The 18,154-nt window shown below is 57.2% G+C and carries 15 protein-coding genes; 8 read left to right on the top strand and 7 right to left on the bottom strand.

Annotated elements, in window-relative coordinates:
• Positions 1-33: 33 nt before the first annotated feature.
• The 5 genes from HUV30_RS00565 to HUV30_RS00545 all read left to right on the top strand — a co-directional run bounded on the left by HUV30_RS00565 (position 34) and on the right by HUV30_RS00545 (position 5,553).
• On the top strand, positions 34-1,929 hold the full coding sequence (locus HUV30_RS00565) for a SurA N-terminal domain-containing protein (RefSeq protein ID WP_174403461.1): 1,896 nt from the start codon (positions 34-36) through the stop codon (positions 1,927-1,929).
• Positions 1,930-2,032: 103 nt separating this feature from the next.
• Positions 2,033-3,505, top strand: coding sequence for an AlbA family DNA-binding domain-containing protein (locus tag HUV30_RS00560; protein WP_174403460.1), 1,473 nt, complete (start codon positions 2,033-2,035; stop codon positions 3,503-3,505).
• Positions 3,506-3,680: 175 nt separating this feature from the next.
• Entirely contained in the window at positions 3,681-4,244 is a 564-nt protein-coding gene (locus HUV30_RS00555; protein ID WP_174403459.1) for a DJ-1/PfpI family protein, read from the top strand.
• A gap of 42 nt (positions 4,245-4,286) precedes the next feature.
• The gene (locus HUV30_RS00550; protein WP_174403458.1) at positions 4,287-4,571 is read left to right on the top strand and encodes a ribbon-helix-helix domain-containing protein; all 285 of its coding nucleotides are present in this window, start codon (positions 4,287-4,289) and stop codon (positions 4,569-4,571) included.
• 112 nt (positions 4,572-4,683) lie between these two features.
• Positions 4,684-5,553, top strand: a complete 870-nt coding sequence (locus HUV30_RS00545; RefSeq protein ID WP_174403457.1) for a radical SAM protein — start codon at positions 4,684-4,686, stop codon at positions 5,551-5,553.
• On the opposite strand, the gene HUV30_RS00540 is transcribed toward HUV30_RS00545, so the two are convergent.
• Positions 5,550-6,728 carry a response regulator gene (locus tag HUV30_RS00540; protein WP_174403456.1) on the bottom strand — a complete coding sequence of 393 codons (1,179 nt, stop codon included), beginning with the start codon at positions 6,726-6,728 and terminating at the stop codon, positions 5,550-5,552. The genes HUV30_RS00545 and HUV30_RS00540 overlap by 4 nt on opposite strands.
• 248 nt (positions 6,729-6,976) lie before the next feature.
• Between HUV30_RS00540 and HUV30_RS00535 the strand changes: the two genes are divergently transcribed.
• The 3 genes from HUV30_RS00535 to rnr all read left to right on the top strand — a co-directional run bounded on the left by HUV30_RS00535 (position 6,977) and on the right by rnr (position 11,222).
• A complete protein-coding gene (locus tag HUV30_RS00535) occupies positions 6,977-7,684 on the top strand; it encodes a Bax inhibitor-1/YccA family protein (RefSeq protein WP_174403455.1) in 708 nt (235 codons plus the stop codon).
• A gap of 280 nt (positions 7,685-7,964) precedes the next feature.
• Positions 7,965-9,053, top strand: coding sequence for a tetraacyldisaccharide 4'-kinase (lpxK, locus tag HUV30_RS00530; RefSeq protein ID WP_174403454.1), 1,089 nt, complete (start codon positions 7,965-7,967; stop codon positions 9,051-9,053).
• Positions 9,054-9,062: 9 nt separating this feature from the next.
• A complete protein-coding gene (gene rnr, locus HUV30_RS00525; RefSeq protein ID WP_174403453.1) occupies positions 9,063-11,222 on the top strand; it encodes a ribonuclease R in 2,160 nt (719 codons plus the stop codon).
• A gap of 43 nt (positions 11,223-11,265) precedes the next feature.
• Here rnr and HUV30_RS00520 read toward each other — a convergent pair whose 3' ends face one another.
• The 6 genes from HUV30_RS00520 to rdgC all read right to left on the bottom strand — a co-directional run bounded on the left by HUV30_RS00520 (position 11,266) and on the right by rdgC (position 17,687).
• Positions 11,266-12,804: a hypothetical protein gene (locus HUV30_RS00520; RefSeq protein ID WP_174403452.1), complete on the bottom strand. Its 1,539-nt coding sequence runs from the start codon at positions 12,802-12,804 to the stop codon at positions 11,266-11,268.
• Between the two features lie 87 nt (positions 12,805-12,891).
• Positions 12,892-14,496, bottom strand: a complete 1,605-nt coding sequence (locus HUV30_RS00515) for a DNA repair protein RecN (RefSeq protein WP_174403451.1) — start codon at positions 14,494-14,496, stop codon at positions 12,892-12,894.
• A gap of 133 nt (positions 14,497-14,629) precedes the next feature.
• Positions 14,630-15,490 (bottom strand): ABC transporter permease, encoded by an 861-nt coding sequence (locus tag HUV30_RS00510; RefSeq protein ID WP_174403450.1) that lies wholly within the window; start codon positions 15,488-15,490, stop codon positions 14,630-14,632.
• On the bottom strand, positions 15,491-16,516 hold the full coding sequence (locus HUV30_RS00505) for an ABC transporter permease (RefSeq protein ID WP_174403449.1): 1,026 nt from the start codon (positions 16,514-16,516) through the stop codon (positions 15,491-15,493).
• A gap of 14 nt (positions 16,517-16,530) precedes the next feature.
• On the bottom strand, positions 16,531-17,064 hold the full coding sequence (locus tag HUV30_RS00500; RefSeq protein ID WP_174403448.1) for a hypothetical protein: 534 nt from the start codon (positions 17,062-17,064) through the stop codon (positions 16,531-16,533).
• Positions 17,065-17,072: 8 nt separating this feature from the next.
• Complete coding sequence (gene rdgC / locus HUV30_RS00495; RefSeq protein ID WP_174403447.1) at positions 17,073-17,687, bottom strand: recombination-associated protein RdgC; 615 nt, start codon at positions 17,685-17,687, stop codon at positions 17,073-17,075.
• Positions 17,688-18,154 lie beyond the last annotated feature (467 nt).

Here is an 18,154-nt window from a genome sequence, read left to right as displayed (position 1 = left end):
GCGCCACACCGCTAGAACCAAAGGATACGGAGCATGTTGGACTCTATTCGGCAGAATGCCCAGTCGTGGGGCGTAAAAATTGCCTTTGCGCTTATCATTATCGTGTTCGTCTTCTGGGGAGTGGGCTCCATGAGCAACTCCAGCAGATCGTCCGTGATTGCCACGGTCAATGAAGAACCGATTCTGATTCCCGAATTCAAGCAGGCCTACGATCAGCAGTTTGCCATGCTTAAGCGTCAGATCCCCGGTCTGAAGCAGGAAGACCTGAAGCAGCTGGGATTCACGCAGCAGGTGCTGCAGCAGCTCGTGAGCAAGAAGCTGCTTCTGCAGGAAGCAGAGCGTCTCGGCATTACCGTTACGCCTCAGGAGCTGAAGAAGACCATTGCTTCCATCGCGGTGTTCCGCAATGAGAAGGACGTGTTCGACGGCGACCTGTACAAGCGTGTTCTGGAAGCGCAGGGCATGACTCCCGGGCAGTTCGAAGAGTCCTACCGCAAGGATATCCTGATCCAGAAGATGCAGGAGTACATCGGCCTTCCGGCTTCCGTGACCGATGATGAAGCCCGCACTGCCTTCAACTACGCGGCTGAAAAACGTTCCATCGAGTTCACCGTGCTGTCTGCTGCCTCCTTTATGACCAAAGCTTCCGTGGCCCCTGAAAAGGTCAAGGAATTCTATGAGCAGAACAAGGAGCAGTTCAAGCAGCCCGCAACGGTGAGCCTTGAATACATCACCATCACCCCCAAGACTCTGGCCAAGAGCGTGAAGGTGGACGAGGCAGAAATCGCCGCCTTCTATGATCAGAATGCCGAAACCTACTTCGTGCAGGATGAGTCTGTGCATGCCCGCCACATTCTTGTGCTGGTGGATGCCAACGCTCCAGAGGCAACGGTGAACGAAGCCAAGGCCAAGATCGATCAGGTGCTTGCCCGTCTGAAGAAGGGCGAGGACTTTGCCGCGCTGGCCAAGAAGTATTCTGAAGGTCCTTCCGCCCCCACCGGCGGTGACCTTGGCGAGTTCGGCCGCGGTGCCATGGTGAAGCCTTTCGAGGACGCAGCCTTTGCACTTGAAGCCGGCCAGGTTTCCGATATCGTGCGTACGCAGTTCGGCTTCCACATCATCAAGGTGGAGAAGAAGACCCCCCGTCGCGTGAAGTCGCTGGCCGAAGTGCATGACGACGTTCGTCAGCGTCTGGCTGAAGACAAGGCCGCAGACGGCGTGGCAGATACACTTGACGTGGTGTTCGAAGAAGTCATGGCCGGCAAGTCCATGGCGGATGCAGCCGCGGCGCATGCCCTTGACCTGCGTACCACCCCCGAGTTCCCCCGTGCAAAGGCGATGGACATCGTGGGTATCAAGCCTGAATCCCTTGATGCCGTGTTCGGTACCATAGCCGGTGGCGTTGTTGAGACGCCTCTGGAAGTGGAGGGTGGCTACATGGTTGCCCGCGTGACGACCAGCGCCCCCGAAAGCTACATCGACTTCGAGCAGGTGAAGACCATGATCGAAGGCCGTCTGCTGCAGGAAGCAGCCATGCAGATGGCTGGCGAAGAAGCCAAGAAGATTGCACCGGAAGTTGCTGCAGGCAATCTGCCCAAGGAACTGGCAGATACCGTGCAGGTGTCTCCGCTGTTTGACCGTCGCGGTTTTGTACCGGGACTGGGGCAGGCTCCCGAACTGGTGAATGCTGTGTTTGCAGCATCTGCCGACAAGTGGGGCGGACCTTTCATGAGCGCCGCAGGTGCCGTGTTCTTCCGCCTGAAAGATTCCAGTCTGCCGTCCGATACGGAATGGGATTCTGCAAAGGATCAGGTGAAGGAATCCATGCTCCGCGCCAAGCGTCAGGAGATGTTCCGTGCATTCATGACTGATCTTGCCAAGAAGAGCGAAGTACTGATTCAGAATCAGGACGTTCTCGACAAGATCTAGCTCCGTCTCTGTTAGCATATGCAAAGGGGCAGCCTGCGGGTTGCCCCTTTTTTGTTGTAAATTGCGGTTGGCATAAGCACCGTATGTTGGGTATGGGGTCCACATGAAGAGAATTCCTTTCACATACAGTCGATTATTTGCGCTCACGGTGTTGCTTGGTCTCTGCCTGCTCCTCTTCCTCATGATCCAGATGCGTCTGGTGGAAAGGCAGCTGGCCGGGCTCGCATTAGGCTATTTTTCGGATAATGCGCGTACCTCCATTCAGAATGTGCAGGAGAATATCGGCCGGCTTGCCCGTGACGGCGCCTCCATCCCCGACAGCGCCCTGGTGGATGAGATGCTGTTTCTTCTGGAGAGCTCACATGCCGGATATGTGCTGGTGCTGCCGGGGCACAACCGTGCAGAACTCATCGAAGGCGAATCCGGCGTTCGCGTGAGCATGACGGAAGAGGGTGAGGGCAAGGTGTCCTACGGTATATCCGAGGTCGGCGGCACGGGAGCCGCATCCGGCGGGCTGGATGTGGAAGAACTCAAGGAACTGACAAGCACCATGCGGGCCAACCTCATGCTGGTGCTGCCCGCAGCGGATACCACGCCCGTGATCGATCTGATGCGCACGCCGGAAGGCAAGCGGTTTGTCATGCTGCATGTCCGTTCTACCGCGGGAAGCGAACCGGTAACCGTGTGTCTGCTCTTTCTGCCGGAAAAGTTCCTGAACAGGCTTGTGGCCCCCATTCCCATGCAGATGACTGCCGCCCTGCTGCAACAGGACAGGGTGATTGCGGTTTCCGCAGGCGCAGGCAAGGCATTCAGGGAACTGGCCGGTAATGATATGCGCGGTGTAAACCTTGTTGACCTGCTCGAAAAGGTGGGCCCCGCAGGCGAACTGGACCATGTGGAAACCGTGACTGAAGAAATGAACAGCGGCCTGCGTGTGATATTCATCAGTCAGGGCATGGGGTTGCTGAAAGGGTTGCTGACGACCCCGTTATTCCTCTCTTCCGTGGGCGGCTTCGTGGTGGTGCTGGTGGCGCTTGTGCTTGCCATTTCCCGTTACCTCACCCGCCACAGGCGCTATTACCGTCCTGAAGTGAAAGTCGATGCCGATTTTGTGCGCAAACTTATCCGGCAGGGTGAGGGCATGCACGTGGAGTTCAAGTCCACCCTTCGCCAGAACCTCTTGAGCGGCAAACGTGACAAGAGTATGGAAATAGCCGTGCTCAAGGGCATGTGCGCGTTTATGAATACATCCGGCGGCACCATGATCGTGGGGGTGGGGGATTCCGGCGAAGTGCTGGGGCTTGAGCCCGATGAATTCCAGAGCGAAGATCACGCCCTGCGGCATCTTGGCAATGTGTTCAACGAATGCGTGGGACCAAGGCATTTCAACTGCGTATCCCTGCATGCCTGCAAGCTGGATGGCAAGCAGCTGCTGGTGGCGTTATGCCGTCAGTCCACCTATCCGGTGTTTATTCGCTACCAGAGTACCGAGCATTTCTACGTGCGGCAGGGGCCCTCGAACCGGAGCCTGAGCATTGGCGAATTCTGGGAGATTTCCGACAAGTTTAAACGCTGAACAGAGTAGGTTTTTTCCCTGCAGGTCTGATATGGCCGGGAAGGTGCTGTGCGGAATCCGTTCCGGACGGGCCTTTCCGGCCTTTTGGCTATGTGTGGCATGTAGTAGCCGAATAGTACCCCAAATCGAGAAAAGCATGTAAGGTGAGAAAAAAATAATCAGGAGGCATTCCGTCATGGCAAAGAAACTCTTGCTGATTTGTGGCGATTTTGTGGAAGATTACGAAGTTATGGTGCCGTTTCAGGCTCTGCAGGCCATGGGATATTCCGTGGATGCCGTTTGCCCCGGCAAGAAGGCCGGTGAATCCGTTGCCACCGCCATTCATGATTTCGAAGGGCATCAGACCTATTCTGAAAAGCCCGGACACAACTTCACTCTGAACGCAACCTTTGACGATATCCGCCTCGACGATTACGCAGGGCTCATCATTCCCGGCGGTCGCGCTCCGGAATACCTGCGTCTGAACGAGAAGGTGCTGGCTATGGTTCGCCATTTCCATGAAACCAAAAAGGTCATCGGCGCGGTCTGCCACGGTGCACAGCTGTTGGCTGCAGCCGTGGCTCTGGACGGCAGACGCATCTCCGCGTATCCTGCCTGCTCGCCGGAAGTGCGGCTTGCCGGTGCTGAATACGTGAATCTGCAAATGGACGAAGCCCATGTGGATGGCAATATCGTGACCGCACCGGCATGGCCTGCCCATCCTCAGTGGCTGCGCAAGATTGCCGACCTGCTCGGATAGCATTGATGCTCCCGCAGGGCGGCGACCACGGAGTATCTGCCCATGTGTGAGATGTATGCATCTACCAGCCCGGCGGAATATGAACAGGTGACACGCTCTGTCAGACTGCACGGCGGTGTGACAAGCGTTCGGCTGGAACGCCGTTTCTGGAACGTGCTTGAGGAACTTGCGGCATCGGAGAATACCTCCCTGCCCAGATTTCTTGAAACGCTTCATGATGAGGCGGTTGTCATACACGGAACAGTGGGGAATTTTGCATCCCTGCTGCGGGTCGTATGCACGACGTACCTCAGCTCCCGTCCCGCTGTGGAGAGACAGGCGGTCTGAACCGCCCCGGATAGATTCCCGAAGCCCCCGCCAATGCGGGGGCTTTTTTTCGTCCCGTGTGTGTCTGGACGAATGTCGCAAAAGCGGTTAGCGGAAGTTGTAAGGAGAACGCATGCATTACGAAGGCGACATCATACGCCCCCCCAGTGAAATAGATTCCATTCTGTTGCAGGTAACCACAGGCTGCCCCCATAATCGGTGCACCTTCTGCGGTGCCTATCAGGACAAATCATTCCGTATAAAGGATGATGCCGTGATTGAGGCAGACATTCTCTGGGCCGCAGAGCGGCTCAGAGGGATGCGCCGTCTCTTCTTGTGCGACGGCGACTGTCTGTCGCTGCCACAGGCCCGGCTTGTGCGCCTGCTGCAATCCATTCGCACACATCTGCCCTGGGTGACCCGAGTGGGAACTTACGGCAGCGCCATGTCCGTTGGCCGTAAATCGGATGCTGAACTGGCCGAGCTGCGCGGGCTCGGACTCTCGTTTGTCTATATGGGAGTGGAGTCGGGGGATGATGAGGTGCTGCGGCGGGTGAACAAGCATGTGACTGCTGCCCAGCTCATAGAGCAGGCACGGCGTGTTTCCGCAGCCGGAATGAAGCTGAATGTTTCCGTCATTGTCGGACTGGGCGGGGTGGAAGGCAGCATGCGCCATGCGCGTGAGACGGGCAGGGTGCTGAGTGCCATGTCGCCGGATTTCATAGGCGTGCTCAGCCTCATGCTTTTACCGGATACTCTTCTGCATGAGCAGTGCAGGCGCGGTGAATTTGCAATGCCCGATGCACAGGGGCTGCTGCGCGAACTGCGCGAGATGCTGTCGGCAACGGATATCCGTTCGGGCATTTTTCTTACCAACCACGCCTCGAACCACCTGCCCATGCGCGTGCGCCTGCCCAAGGACAAGGCTGCCGCGCTGGAAAGGCTGGATGCCGCCATAGACGGGTATGTTCCCATCAAATCCGAGTGGATGCGCGCCCTTTAGACGGGGGGATCGGCGCTCTCTTCCTGATCGGGCTGATCGGGCTGATCGGGCAGGATCATGCGGATGGGTTCATCCAGTCCGTAGGCCTTGGCAAAGTTTCTGATGCGGGCGATACATGCATCCGAGAGTTCCTGCCCCTTGCTGGCCAGAAGAACGCCGTCTCTGGTTTCTATGTCCTGCGCCGCTATCTGGCCGGGACGCAGGTCTTCCAGATACAGCTCGTCGGTGATTTGCACTTCCTGATCGAGCACGGTCTGCTGAAAGGCTGCAAGAATTTCTTTGTCGTACACCCCTCTGGTATCGCGCATGTGCAACAGGGCTTCGCCCGGCACCATGCCACGAGAGAGAAGAGTATCGTAGTCCAGCATGATCTTCAGCGCGCGCGATCCGAAATGCAGATCCTTGTCGTGGCCCAGTGGAACATTCTGCTGCTGTATGATCTGCGCCACATCCCGCATGCGCGGAATATGGTTGAGCAGGTCGTACCCCACGCTCGGGTGCATGTCGAAAAGCTGCTGTTCCTCGCCGTCGAGCTCTTCCCCGTGCATCTGCTTGGTGAGCACTTCCGATGTCAGGGTAACGCACCCGATCTGGCAGAGCATGGCAGCCAGCTCCAGTTTCAGGGCATCCTGCCTGTTGAAATGGCGTGAGAGAGCCACCATATGCCGCTTGATGCGTTCGCTGCGGCCAAAGGCCTCCGGGTTGGTCAGGGCCAGCACTTCAGAGAGCACCTTTATGGAGCCGCGCAGGGTACCACGCAGAAGTTCCCGTTCGGATACGACCAGATTGTGCTGGTTTACCCCCGCTTCTATGGCCCTGATGAGCGTTTCCGTCTGGCAGGGTTTGGTGAGGAATCTGAACACGGCGCCTTCGTTCACGGCTGCAACGGATGCGTCCGTGTCCGCATACCCCGTGAGCAGAATGCGTATGGTGTCCGGCGCAAGGCTGCGTACCTCGTGCAGGAATTCAACCCCGTTCATCGAGGGCATTTTCAGGTCGGAAATGACAACCGCAAAGGTCGGGTGATCGCGGATGATATCCAGCCCGGCAAGAGGGCTGGTGGCCGTGGTTATGTCGAAACGCTTGCAGAGCGTCCGCTTGAAACTGGCCAGAATGTTGGCCTCGTCGTCGACAAAGAGCACTCTGTTGTTTTTGCCTTCCTGTAATTGCGTCATGTCGGCTTCCTGCACGGGGCTGCATGGTTGCGTGATCGGGGAAGTGTGCTATTTGGGCGATTCAATATGTCGCAGTTCGTTGCGCTGCGGTTCCCGGTTCACAATATGAAAATATATGATACGGTGCGCCCTTGCCAACCGGTATAATGATTGTTACCTCTAACATCGGTGTCGGTTAGGGATGGCGCATAGTTGCCATCCTATGACATCTCAAGACAGTAAACAATGACCCATTTTTTGGAGGAATCATGCTCGGAAGAACCGTGAGCACTGCCGGTGCACGGCGTGGCGAACTTGTTAATGCCTTTATGCGCGGCGTATACGGCTGGATGACTGCAGGACTCGGTGTTACCGCGCTGACTGCTCTTGCTGTCGCAAGCAGTGAATCCATGCTGCAGCTCATTTTTGGTAACGCCATGATCACCATCATGCTCTTCATCGGGCAGATCGGTCTGGTGATGTACCTGAGCGCACGCATCAACAAGCTGTCCGGCTCTGCGGCGACCGGCCTTTTCCTTGCTTACAGCGCGTTGAACGGCGTTACCCTTTCCGCCATTTTGCTTGTGTATGCATCGAGCACCATTTTTAATGCCTTCTTCACGGCGGCAGGTATGTTCGCGGCCATGTCCATTTACGGCATGGTAACGAAGAAGGACCTGACCGGCATGGGGCAGTTCATGATGATGGGTCTTTTCGGCCTCATCATTGCTTCCATCATCAACATGTTTATCGGTAACGGCCCCATGGATATGGTGATCAGCATCATCGGTGTGATCATCTTTGCCGGTCTTACCGCATATGACAGCCAGAAGCTGCGCTACATGGGCGAAACCATGCCCATGGGCGATGAAACCGCCATCCGTCGCGGTTCCATCCTCGGTGCGCTGACCTTGTACCTTGACTTCATCAACCTGTTCCTCTTCCTGCTGCGCCTCTTCGGCGGTTCCAGAGACTAGGAACGAACTCAGCCTCGACGAACAGGTGCGGCTGATGTATTGTGCCATCGGCAAAACCGTATCGTGAGCTGAAAATACACGGAATCGGGATGCCGCTGTCATGACGGGCATCTCGCAAGTTGATATGAACAAAGGGAGCCTCGGGCTCCCTTTGCTTGTTCCGTGCGCAGGCCTTGCCCGCAGGTGGCATGAACGGGCCGGATGCGCCCGCCCGCTATCGGTGTTTTGGTTGTCGGGGGAGTGGTTGGTCGTTTTTTCTCCATAAGATAATGGAGTTGCCATGGCAGCGGGATGTACACTTTCAGGAGCCTGTGAACAGGCGCAGCGGGTTTTGCGGCCGGTGCTGCGGCCTTTGGGACTGGTCTACGGTGCGGCCATGGCTGTTCGCAGGCAGCGGTATGAAAAGGGGGCGGCTCACGTTTTTCGGCCTTCCGTGCCCACGGTTTCCATAGGGAACATAGGCTGGGGCGGAAGCGGTAAAACCCCCGTGGTGGACTGGCTGCTGGACTGGGCAGGGCAGGAGGGACTCCGTTCCGTTGTGCTGACCCGCGGCTACAAGGCCACGCCGCCCACATTGCCCTATGTGGTGGAGGCAGACAGCCCGGCATCCTGCGCCGGAGATGAGCCCCTGATGCTGGCCCGGCAGCACCCGCAGGCCCGCATAGTGGTGGACCCTGTGCGCAGGCGTTCCGGTGCATGGGCGGAAAAGAGCCTTGCGCCTGATATTTTTGTGATGGACGACGGATTTCAGCACCTTGCGGTGCGCCGTGATATAGATCTTGTTCTGTTGCGGCCGGATGACCTGAAGTCGGAATGGAATTGCGTTATTCCTTCCGGTTCATGGCGCGAAGGGGCAGATGCCCTGACGCGTGCTGGCGCCATTCTCATCAAGTGCTCTCCATCGGAATTTGCAGCGCTGCTGCCCGATGTGAAGAAGCGTCTGGGGCGCCTCTCCGTGCCGGTATTCAGTTTTTCACTCCAGCCCGTGGGGATGCAGTCCGTTCTCGGAGAAGATATTGTCACTTCCCCCGGCATGATTGTCCGTAACGGCTATTCCCTGTTCAGCGGAGTCGGTGTGCCCGCGCAGGTTGAACGGACAGTGGCGTCGTATGTCGGCATGTCGCCTTCGCGCTATCATGTTTTTCCCGATCATCACGACTACACGCCTGACGATGTGAGATCCATGGCGGAAGAGGGGCTTCCCCTGCTTTGCACGCCAAAGGATGCAGTAAAAGTGGCGGACCTCGGTCTTGCGGATGTGTCCGTGTGGACACTGGTTCTGAAGACCGTATTCGGTCCGGCCTGGAATACCCCCGACACCTTCCCTGAATGGTGGGGGAACAGATGGCAGGCATTGCAGTCTGCCTGAGGAATTTTGATGATGAAATCGAAAAAGAAAAATCCTGCGGAATTTTCCCTTTCGCAGAATGATGTGCTTGCCATGTTCAAGGAAGCACGTCGTCCCATGAAGATCGACGATCTGCTCCGCATGGGCAATATCAGCAAGCGCTGGAAGCGCGGTCTGGAATTGCGCCTTGAGGAACTGAAGGATCAGGGGCGCATACTCCGCCTGAGAGGCGGGGCGTGGGGGCTGGCCGAACAGCTCAAGATGATCACAGGCACGCTGGAAGTGCAGCGCTCCGGCGTGGGCTTTGTGCTGCCGGAAGACCGCAAGCGCAATGACGTTTTTGTGGCTCCTCACGACTTTGGCGGTGCCATGCACGGCGACAAGGTTGTGGTGGCGCTGTTGCCGGGACGCCAGCAGGGCAAGAATCAGGAAGGGCGCATAGTGCGCATTCTGGAACGGGCGCACGAAACGCTCACCTGCAAGGTCGTGCGCAAGCTCGGCGGCGAGGGGGGCTATCTGTGTCGTCCTTCTGACCCGCGCCTGAAGATATCCCTCATGGTGAACACGGACGTGCTGGACGGCAAACCCGCCAAGGGCGAGCTTCTGGTGGTGCGCCCCGAAGAGATGGTCGAAGACGGCCTGTGGAGCGCCGTTGCGCTGGAAAGCCTTGGCAACGAAGAAAGCGCCGATGTGCAGGAACGTCTGGTCAAGCTGAACAACGACATTCCTACCGTCTTTCCTCCCTCGGCGCTGGAACAGGCGGCAAGCCTGCCTGCCCTGCCTGCGCAGGAGGATTTTGCGGACCGTGTCGACCTGCGCCACATGTCCTTCGTGACCATTGACGGCGAGACGGCAAAGGACTTTGACGACGCCGTGTATGTGGAGGCGCAGGGGGACGGGTTCCGCCTGTGGGTGGCCATAGCGGACGTAAGCCATTACGTGCCTGTGGATTCTCCGCTGGACAGGGAGGCGCAGGAACGCGCCAACTCCTACTACTTCCCCCAGTCGGTTGAGCCCATGTTTCCGGAGGCGCTCTCCAACGGGCTGTGCAGCCTCAATCCGCGTGTGCCGCGCCTTGCCATGGTGGCGGAAACTTACTTCTACAGCAACGGCAGCTACGGTAAATCCAAATTCTATCCGGCGGTTATCGAGAGCAAGGCCCGCCTGACCTACGAGCAGGTGCACAAGGCGCTGGAAGAAAAGGATGCGGACACCCGTCTGGTGCTTGATCCTGTTCTGCCCATGCTGGAAACTGCCGAGGATCTGGCCCGCCAGCTGCGTGCACAGCGCATGCAGCGGGGCAGCCTTGATTTCGATCTGCCCGAAGCCGGGGTGAAGTTCAATATTTACGGTGAGCCTGTGGATATCACCCGCAGGGTGCGCCACTTCTCGCATCAGATCATCGAGGAGTTCATGATCGCGGCCAACGAGGCCGTGGCCCGTTTCCTCACCGAGCGGGGAGAGAACTTCCTGTACCGCTCGCACCCCGACCCGGATGGAGAAAAACTGCTCGGGCTGTTCAGGACGCTTCAGCGTACGGATATGGCCGAGCATGTTCCTATGGACCCCACGCCGGAAGCCCTGCAGCATGTGCTGAGAGTGGCAGCGGGTACAGATCAGGAATTCATCGTGAACCGCCTTGCGCTGCGCACCATGATGCAGGCTGTGTATACGCCGGAGCACGAAGGCCACTTCGGTCTTGCATCGGACTGCTACTGCCACTTCACCTCGCCCATCCGGCGGTATGCGGACCTTGTGGTGCACAGGGCGCTCAAGCATGCCCTCAAGGTGCCCGGCTATGGGCCTAATCCCGGTCCGGGGCAGCTTTCAGGCATTGCCGACCACTTGAACGCACGCGAGCGTAAGGGCATGGAAGCCGAACGCGAGATCTTGAAGCGGCTCACGGTGCTCTTCCTGCGCGATAAGGTGGGAACAAGGTACACCGGTATCATCAACGGCGTGACAGACTTCGGCTTCTGGGTGGAACTTGAAGAGGTCATGGCGGAAGGGCTGGTGCGTGTTTCCACCATCAACGATGACTATTACGGGTATCTGCCCGAACGTCAGGAACTGATTGGCGAGCGCACGGGGCGCAGGTTCCGTCTGGGGCAGAGGGTGCTTCTGTGGCTCACCGAAGTGAATCTGAACAGGCTGGAAGTGAACTTTGCCCTTCGTGAAGAAGGGGAATAGCTGCACAGCAGTTTGAAATGAAAGGCATCTGGAACGATCAGTTTCAGATGCCTTTTTTCTTTCCCGGGCCCAGCGTGCCGAAACGGAGGAATATTTCCGCAAGCCGCTGGTTGAGATTGGTCGTGGTGCGGGAGATAAGGTCCAGATTCAGGTGCACGCTGATGAATACCTTGTTGTGGGCATGCTGCCACAGCGTGAGCACTGCTCTGGCAAGCTGTGGCTCCAGGTGCATGATTTCCATGATGGCTTTGAAATCTGCCGGAGACTGCTGGGCAAAGAGCAGATATTCCTCGTTGTCCGGGTCTTTCACCCACAGCTTGTTTTTGCGTATGCGGTTAAGGCCAAGATCCATGAGGGTATCAACCTCTTCTTCCCTGACTCTGCGCAGGCGCGTGCTGCGGATCTGCATTTTGCCGCTGTCTTCGCCTGACCGCTGGCGGATGATGGAGATGAACTGCAGTTCCAGCATGGCAAAGAAGGCGCGCTCTATGGATTCCAGATCAAAGACCCCGAGCAGGTGCATGATCTGGGCGGCTTCCTTGCTTTCGAACATGGATAGGGATTTCTGGAAATCCTGCCGGAGTATGCCCAGACTCACCGATGTCGCACAGGCCATGGTGAGCATCTGTTCGAAAATGAAGCGGGCTCCCTGCTGCGTCAGTTCTTCACCGTCCGCTCCCTTGAGCGGCTCTGCCAGCGAGTTTGCATGCAGCATGGTATAGGCGGACTCGAACGCAAGCCCGGCTGAATCCATGCACAGGATGCTTGCGATATAGGGAATATCTGCCGGGGCAAAGGGGTAGTCCGGCTTGTGGGAAAGCTTTGTCAGGTGGTCCGCTAGACGTTTGCGTGCCTTGCGCGCTTCAAAGGTGCGCAGCGATGTTTCGTAAACGCTCTGCGCACGCGTTTTTTCAATGCTCTTGTTGGTGCGTTTGAGGCGGCTGAGCATGTCGTCAAAACAGAATCGCAGGACAATCTGCGATTTTTCCCGCCGCACCATATACAGCTGGTTGGCGGTCATTTCGCGATAGGCCCCGTCGGCCAGCTTGGTGATGAAGTGGTCGAAGTTCTCCTTCCAGAAGCGCTCGCCGAGTTCCACCTTTTCCATGATGGCGTCTATGGCGGGCAGGGATTCTTCTCCGTAATGGCGGATGAGCACTTCACTGAAGTTGTCCACGGTGAGCGCCGTGGTGTAGACGACAGCCTGAATGGCCTTGAGCAGCAGCGATTCCTGATTGACCAGATCGGCCACTTCACCTTCTGCACCGGCGGTGTCTCCTGCCGTGAGAAGTCCGCCGTACTTATTCAGCTGATTGATGAAGAAGGTGATAAGGGCGCTGGTGTGCGCATGGAGCGGGTCGCCCTGCGCGCGGGTGGTGAGAAAATCGATAATGGCGTGCTGCTGCGGGGGCAGCAGCGGGTATTCGTTAATGCGGTCCTTGTTGGTGGCAATGAAGCAGAGCAGCACCTCGCGTTCCATCAGTTCGCGGATGGTCTTCTTCTCCTTGTGCTCCTTGAGCACGCTCCAATATGCAGCAAGGCGCTGCTGCGGGGTGCCGCCGTTGGCCGGATCCTGAGTCATGAATACCTTTGCCTTGTAATACAGGTGCGGAAAGTTCTTTCATGTCAATAGCCTGAAAAAAACTGTTCCGGCAAGTAGCTATCTTGCTCAGGCGAGAAGTTCTCTCGCCATGGCCTGTCCCTGTTCGCCTCCACCCGCCATGCGGCTGATCTCTTCCCATATGGCACCGTCATCAAGCGCCTGACACAGGGTGTAGGTGTTGCCCTCGCGCACTTCCTTGCGAACCTGAAAATGTCTTTTGGCTCTGGCTGCCAGCTGGGGCCAGTGGGTGATGAGAATCACCTGCTGATGGTCGGCCAGTTTGTCCAGAGAGTCCGCCACGGCATTGAGGGTAAGGCCACCGACACCGGCATCCACTTCGTCGAAGATGAGACTCGGCGTTTCCTTGCGGTTCATGATGCCCACAACTGCCAGCAGGAAGCGCGAAAGTTCGCCGCCCGAGGCAATCTTGTCCAGAGGCTGCGGCGGCTGGCCGGGGTTGGGTATCCAGAGCAGGGATGGGCGCTCTTCAATGCAGTCTGCGCGGCCGGGGAATAGCTCGGCAGGTTTGAATTCGAATCTGACCTGAACGTGTTCCGAGAAGCCCAGTCCCTTCAGCTCGGCAACAATCGCCGTGCACAGTGACTCGCCGGCAATCTTGCGCAGGGGATTGAGTTCCTTGAGGAGCAGGGCAAGCCCGTCCAGCAGCGTTGCTTCCTGCTTGGCGAGTTGCTTGAGATCGAGCGAACAGGAATCCATGAAGGAAAGGTTCTCTTCGATCTCGGTCTGCAGGTCCACAATCTCGTCCAGCGAACGCTTGAGCTTGCGCTTGAGCTGCGCCAGTTCGTACAGGCGCGCCTCAATGGATTCAAGGCTGTCTTCGTCGGGAGAAGTGGCAGGTTGCTTGCGGAGTCGTGCGGCGAGATCCTGCAGGTTCTGCCGTGCCTCTATGAGCAGGCTCGCATCGTCATCATAATTGGGAAGAACGCGCCGCAGGGTATCCATGTGGCGTTCAAGCTTTCCCAAGCCGTCCAGAATGCCGCCTTCGCCTGCACCCAGCAGGGCAAGAGCCGCATCTATGGTGTCCTGAATGACGGTCTGGTTGCGCAGTTCCTGCTTCTTGGCTTCCAGGGTTTCTTCTTCGCCGTGCTCGGGACCCACCTTGGCTATTTCGCGTTGCTGATATTCCAGCAGTTCGCGTTTGTCCTCAAGGTGCCTGCTGCGTTCCAGCAGTTCTTCGCGGCGTGCTGCAAGGGTGCGCAATTCCTTCAACAGGGTTTCGCGCTGCCTGAGCAGGTCCGGCCGGTTCAGAAAATCGTCAAGAATCTTGGCCTGAAAGGCAGGCTGCAGCAACTTCTGCTGTCCGTGCTGGCTGGTGTGCACCAGCAGGCTGGGGCGCAGGTCGCGGATGGCATCCTGAGAGCTGAGGGAGTCGTTTATGTAGAGGCGGCTTCGGCCGGTTGCGGCAACCAGCTCGCGTTTGATGACCACGTCGCCGTCCGGCATGGCAAACAGGGCTTCCACCTGAGCCTTCTCCGCGCCGGGACGCACGAGATCCGGAGACATCTTGTCGCCGGTGAGAAAATTCAGCGCCTTCAGAATGAAGCTTTTTCCCGCACCGGTCTCACCCGTAAGCACATTCATGCCCGGGGCGAATTCCAGTTCCACGTCGTCAATGAGCGCCAATTGACGGATTCTGAGCAGTTCCAGCATGAGGGTATCCCGTCAGGGAAGGTTGATTCGTTACAGAGAGCGAACTGTATCCAAAGTCCTGTCCGTTTGCAAAGGGAGAGCTGCATTCGGTCAGCCTGTAATAGCCCTGTCAGGGCCGTTCAGTATAGCGCAATCACTGAGAAAGTCTCGGGTCCAGAATATCCCGCAGGCTTTCGCCGAGCAGGTTGTAGCCCAGTACGGTGATAAGAATGGCGAAACCCGGAAACAGCGACATCCAGGGGGCGATTTCCAGCACCTCTTTGCCTTCCATGAGGATGTTGCCCCAGCTTGGCATGGGGGGCTGCACGCCCAGACCCAGAAAGCTCAGGGCAGATTCCGTGAGAATGGCACCCGCAACTCCGAGTGTGGCGGAAACCAGCACGGGGGCAAGGGCATTGGGCAGTATGTGCAGGCCCATCAGGCGTATCTTGCCTGCCCCGGCGAGCCGTGCCGCGGAGACAAAGTCGCGCTCGCGCAGGCTCAGGGTTTCTGCCCGCACAAGTCGCGCCACTCCCATCCATGAGGTCAGACCGATGACGATCATGATGTTGTTCAGGCTCGGTTCAAGAAAGGCGATAACCGCCAGAATGAGAAAGAAGGACGGAAAGCACAGCATGATGTCCACAAGGCGCATGATGGCTTCGTCTACCCATCCACGGAAGAAACCGGCCACAAGTCCGAGCGCTATGCCTATGCTGACCGAAATGCCCACGGCCACAAAGCCGACCCACAGTGATACGCGTGCACCATACAGCATTCGCGAGAGCACATCGCGGCCAAGAGCATCGGTTCCGAAGGGGTGCTGGGCGTTCGGGGCCTGAAGAATGGCATTGAGATCAAGCGCTGTCGGGTCGTGGGGGCTTATCCAGGGGGCCAGTATTGCTGCGCAGGACATGATGCCCACGATGCACAGACCCAGCGTGAGCAGTCCGTAACGCTGCCAGAACTGCCTGTGCAGCAGTCTGCCGGCAAGGCTGGTGGGGGAGGCACTCATCTAGGCGTCGCCTCCCGTGCTGCGGATACGGGGGTCTGCCAGACCGTAGCACAGGTCCGCCAGCATGTTGCCCGCAAGAGTGAGCACCGCGCCTAGCACAAGGTTGCCCATGATCATGGGATAATCGCGTGCCATGACAGCCGTGTAGAACAGTTGTCCCAGACCGGGCAGGGCGAAGATGGATTCAATGATCACCGATCCGCCTATGAGGCCCGGAACGGAGAGGCCGAGTATGGTGATTACGGGCAGCAGGGCGTTTCGCAGGGCGTGTTTGAAAATGACCGTTCTGAGCGGCAGTCCTTTGGCGCGGGCAGTCAGGATGTAATCCTGCCGCAGCACTTCCAGCATGGACGAACGCATGAACCGCGACATCCCCGCGAGGGAACCGAACGTGTAAATGAAGATGGGCATGGCCATGTGCTTCGCAATATCAAGCAGTTTTCCCAAGGGCGTCAGGCTGTTGTAGTCCAGCGAGGTAAGCCCTGATATGGGCAGCCATTGCAGATGGATGCCGAAGTACAGCATCATCAGAAGGGCAAGCCAGAAGCCCGGCATTGCAAAGCCGATAAACACGAAGACCGCGCTTATGGAGTCGAACCACCGGCCCTGATAATAGGCAGCCGCCACCCCAATGGGAACGGCAATGAGCAGGGTAAGCACCATGGAGGCGACATTCATGCCCACCGTAAGCGGCAGCCGCTCTTTAATCTTGTCCCATACGGGGCGGTAGTCGCCTGACATGGAACGGCCGAAATCCAGTCGGACCAGCCGCTCCAGCCAGTTGATGTATTGTATGTGCAGCGGCTTATCCAGCCCGTAGAGCTTTTCAAGGCGAAGGCGTGCCTCCTGCCCGACCAGCGGATTCATCGACGTCTGCAGGTCGGTGGGGGAGCCCGGAGCCAGATGGATGACCCAGAAACTGATTATGGTGATGCCCCAGAGGACAAGGAGCATCCACCCAAGCTTGATGAAAACACGCTTGAGAAGACCGCGCAGGGCGGTGGGAACATTCTCGGTTAGGGGCATCCGGCTGGTGTCTCCTATTCTGCCATTTCAAGCCAACGTCCGATCTGACGCACTTCATCATCCCATTGGGGAGACAGGCGCACGTTCAGAAAGTCGTTGTAGGAAGCGTCCAGATAGGTGAGGCATTTCTCGATCAGGAACATCTTTTCCAGAAAGGCTGCATCCGGGTCGTCATCTTCCGAGTCGGCTTTTTCCACCTTGGGCGTCTTCAATCCCCCGAGGGCGAAGTCTTCTGCCTTCAGCGAAAGCTGCCATGCTTCGGGATCGTGTTCGATACGGATAAGCGCACGGTTCACCTTTTTGCCGGTGGAAAGGCCAAGGCGTGCTTCGCGCAGTTCAGAAAGGTTGCCGGATACGGTAGCGGTTTCAAGGGTTTCACCTTCGCCGCCCTGTACGGAAACACGCTGCTCTACATACAGGAAATAGGGATCTCCGTCAGGAGTCTGAAACTGTCCGCTGCGGGTTTCGCTGCGGAACCAGAGCCATGTCAGGTATTCCTGTCCGAGAACCACATCGATGGTTTGTCCGAGATAGGGAGTGTCTGCCATATAAACTCCTAGGCGAAGCGGGTGGGTTCAAGGGTATCGAGCTTATTCATAACATCCTCTCCCTTGAGCTTTACGGCAAGGGCGTAGGGGGTCATGGGCTCAAGGTCCAGTCCGAAGGTGGTGGAGAAGTATTCCTCGAAAAGCTCCAGAACCTTGGATTGGGTGGAGGCGAGGTACACAGCGCCCGTCTGGATGTTCCAGACCGCGTTGAATTCAGCAGGAATAGGGAACGAGCGGGCGCGCAGCTTGAGCTGTACCTGCTCACGCAGTTCCTTTTTCCGCTCGCGCGAAACGTACTTCTTGCCCTGTTCCTTGATTTTGCGTTCCTCATCGCGCAATGCCAGTGCAAGGTGCTTCTTCAGCACGGCAGATGGTATGCGGCGCGTGTCGAGGCGCAGGGAAAAGGTGATGAACTCGCCCTTTTCCGGCGGTGCGGTACGCCAGAAGGAATCGAGCATGTCGTCAAAACATACCCAACCCCAGCCGCGTTCCTCGGCGGTATCCTCAATTTCCTTGAAGGCGAATTGCTTGAGTTTATCAGGTACCTGCGACCAGAGGTCGGAAGGCACAGGTTCAGTTATATGATAGCGGGTGAAGCTGGCGCTTGCATTCATGAATCCCATGAGTAACTCCTTTGTGTTCGCCGAAGTGTGTAACGCATCTTGCTCCATATCGCCAGAGAAACAAAAGCCCCTATATGATGATAGGGGTGCAGAGCTGGTCAAAAGAAGGATGTTGTAGAATGTTATTCATAGTTTTCAGTATGTTAATTTGATAATATGCACATTCTTCAAAAAAGCGATTGACTAAAACACGTTTTAGGGTAGTTTCCACCTCCGCGCCGATGAGGCGAACGAAACGGTTCTTTCACAAACAGCTCAACACATTCGCACCGAAAGGTGATGAAAAAAAGTTGAAAAGATGCTTGACGGAGTGGTGGAGTTTCGATAGCTTGAAAATCCGCCTCTGCGACAAAGTGTTGCGTTTGTGAGGCTCTGAGGTTCTTTGACAATTAAATAGCGAGTTGGACAGAAAGATATCAGCTAGCGTGATTAAGGGAATTAGCCCCCTTGATCATGAAGACACAGAT

Origin of the sequence: Desulfovibrio subterraneus, from assembly GCF_013340285.1 — a bacterium.
GTDB lineage: Bacteria > Desulfobacterota > Desulfovibrionia > Desulfovibrionales > Desulfovibrionaceae > Halodesulfovibrio > Halodesulfovibrio subterraneus.
This window is presented reverse-complemented; position numbering and strand designations above follow the sequence as displayed.

Excerpts from the sequence above, each read along its gene's own strand:
- HUV30_RS00565 (WP_174403461.1), top strand. The coding sequence starts at position 34 with ATGTTGGACTCTATTCGGCAGAATGCCCAGTCGTGGGGCGTAAAAATT.
- HUV30_RS00560 (WP_174403460.1), top strand. The coding sequence starts at position 2,033 with ATGAAGAGAATTCCTTTCACATACAGTCGATTATTTGCGCTCACGGTG.
- HUV30_RS00555 (WP_174403459.1), top strand. The coding sequence starts at position 3,681 with ATGGCAAAGAAACTCTTGCTGATTTGTGGCGATTTTGTGGAAGATTAC.
- HUV30_RS00550 (WP_174403458.1), top strand. The coding sequence starts at position 4,287 with ATGTGTGAGATGTATGCATCTACCAGCCCGGCGGAATATGAACAGGTG.
- HUV30_RS00545 (WP_174403457.1), top strand. The coding sequence starts at position 4,684 with ATGCATTACGAAGGCGACATCATACGCCCCCCCAGTGAAATAGATTCC.
- HUV30_RS00540 (WP_174403456.1), bottom strand. The coding sequence starts at position 6,728 with ATGACGCAATTACAGGAAGGCAAAAACAACAGAGTGCTCTTTGTCGAC.
- HUV30_RS00535 (WP_174403455.1), top strand. The coding sequence starts at position 6,977 with ATGCTCGGAAGAACCGTGAGCACTGCCGGTGCACGGCGTGGCGAACTT.
- lpxK (WP_174403454.1), top strand. The coding sequence starts at position 7,965 with ATGGCAGCGGGATGTACACTTTCAGGAGCCTGTGAACAGGCGCAGCGG.
- rnr (WP_174403453.1), top strand. The coding sequence starts at position 9,063 with ATGATGAAATCGAAAAAGAAAAATCCTGCGGAATTTTCCCTTTCGCAG.
- HUV30_RS00520 (WP_174403452.1), bottom strand. The coding sequence starts at position 12,804 with ATGACTCAGGATCCGGCCAACGGCGGCACCCCGCAGCAGCGCCTTGCT.
- HUV30_RS00515 (WP_174403451.1), bottom strand. The coding sequence starts at position 14,496 with ATGCTGGAACTGCTCAGAATCCGTCAATTGGCGCTCATTGACGACGTG.
- HUV30_RS00510 (WP_174403450.1), bottom strand. The coding sequence starts at position 15,490 with ATGAGTGCCTCCCCCACCAGCCTTGCCGGCAGACTGCTGCACAGGCAG.
- HUV30_RS00505 (WP_174403449.1), bottom strand. The coding sequence starts at position 16,516 with ATGCCCCTAACCGAGAATGTTCCCACCGCCCTGCGCGGTCTTCTCAAG.
- HUV30_RS00500 (WP_174403448.1), bottom strand. The coding sequence starts at position 17,064 with ATGGCAGACACTCCCTATCTCGGACAAACCATCGATGTGGTTCTCGGA.
- rdgC (WP_174403447.1), bottom strand. The coding sequence starts at position 17,687 with ATGGGATTCATGAATGCAAGCGCCAGCTTCACCCGCTATCATATAACT.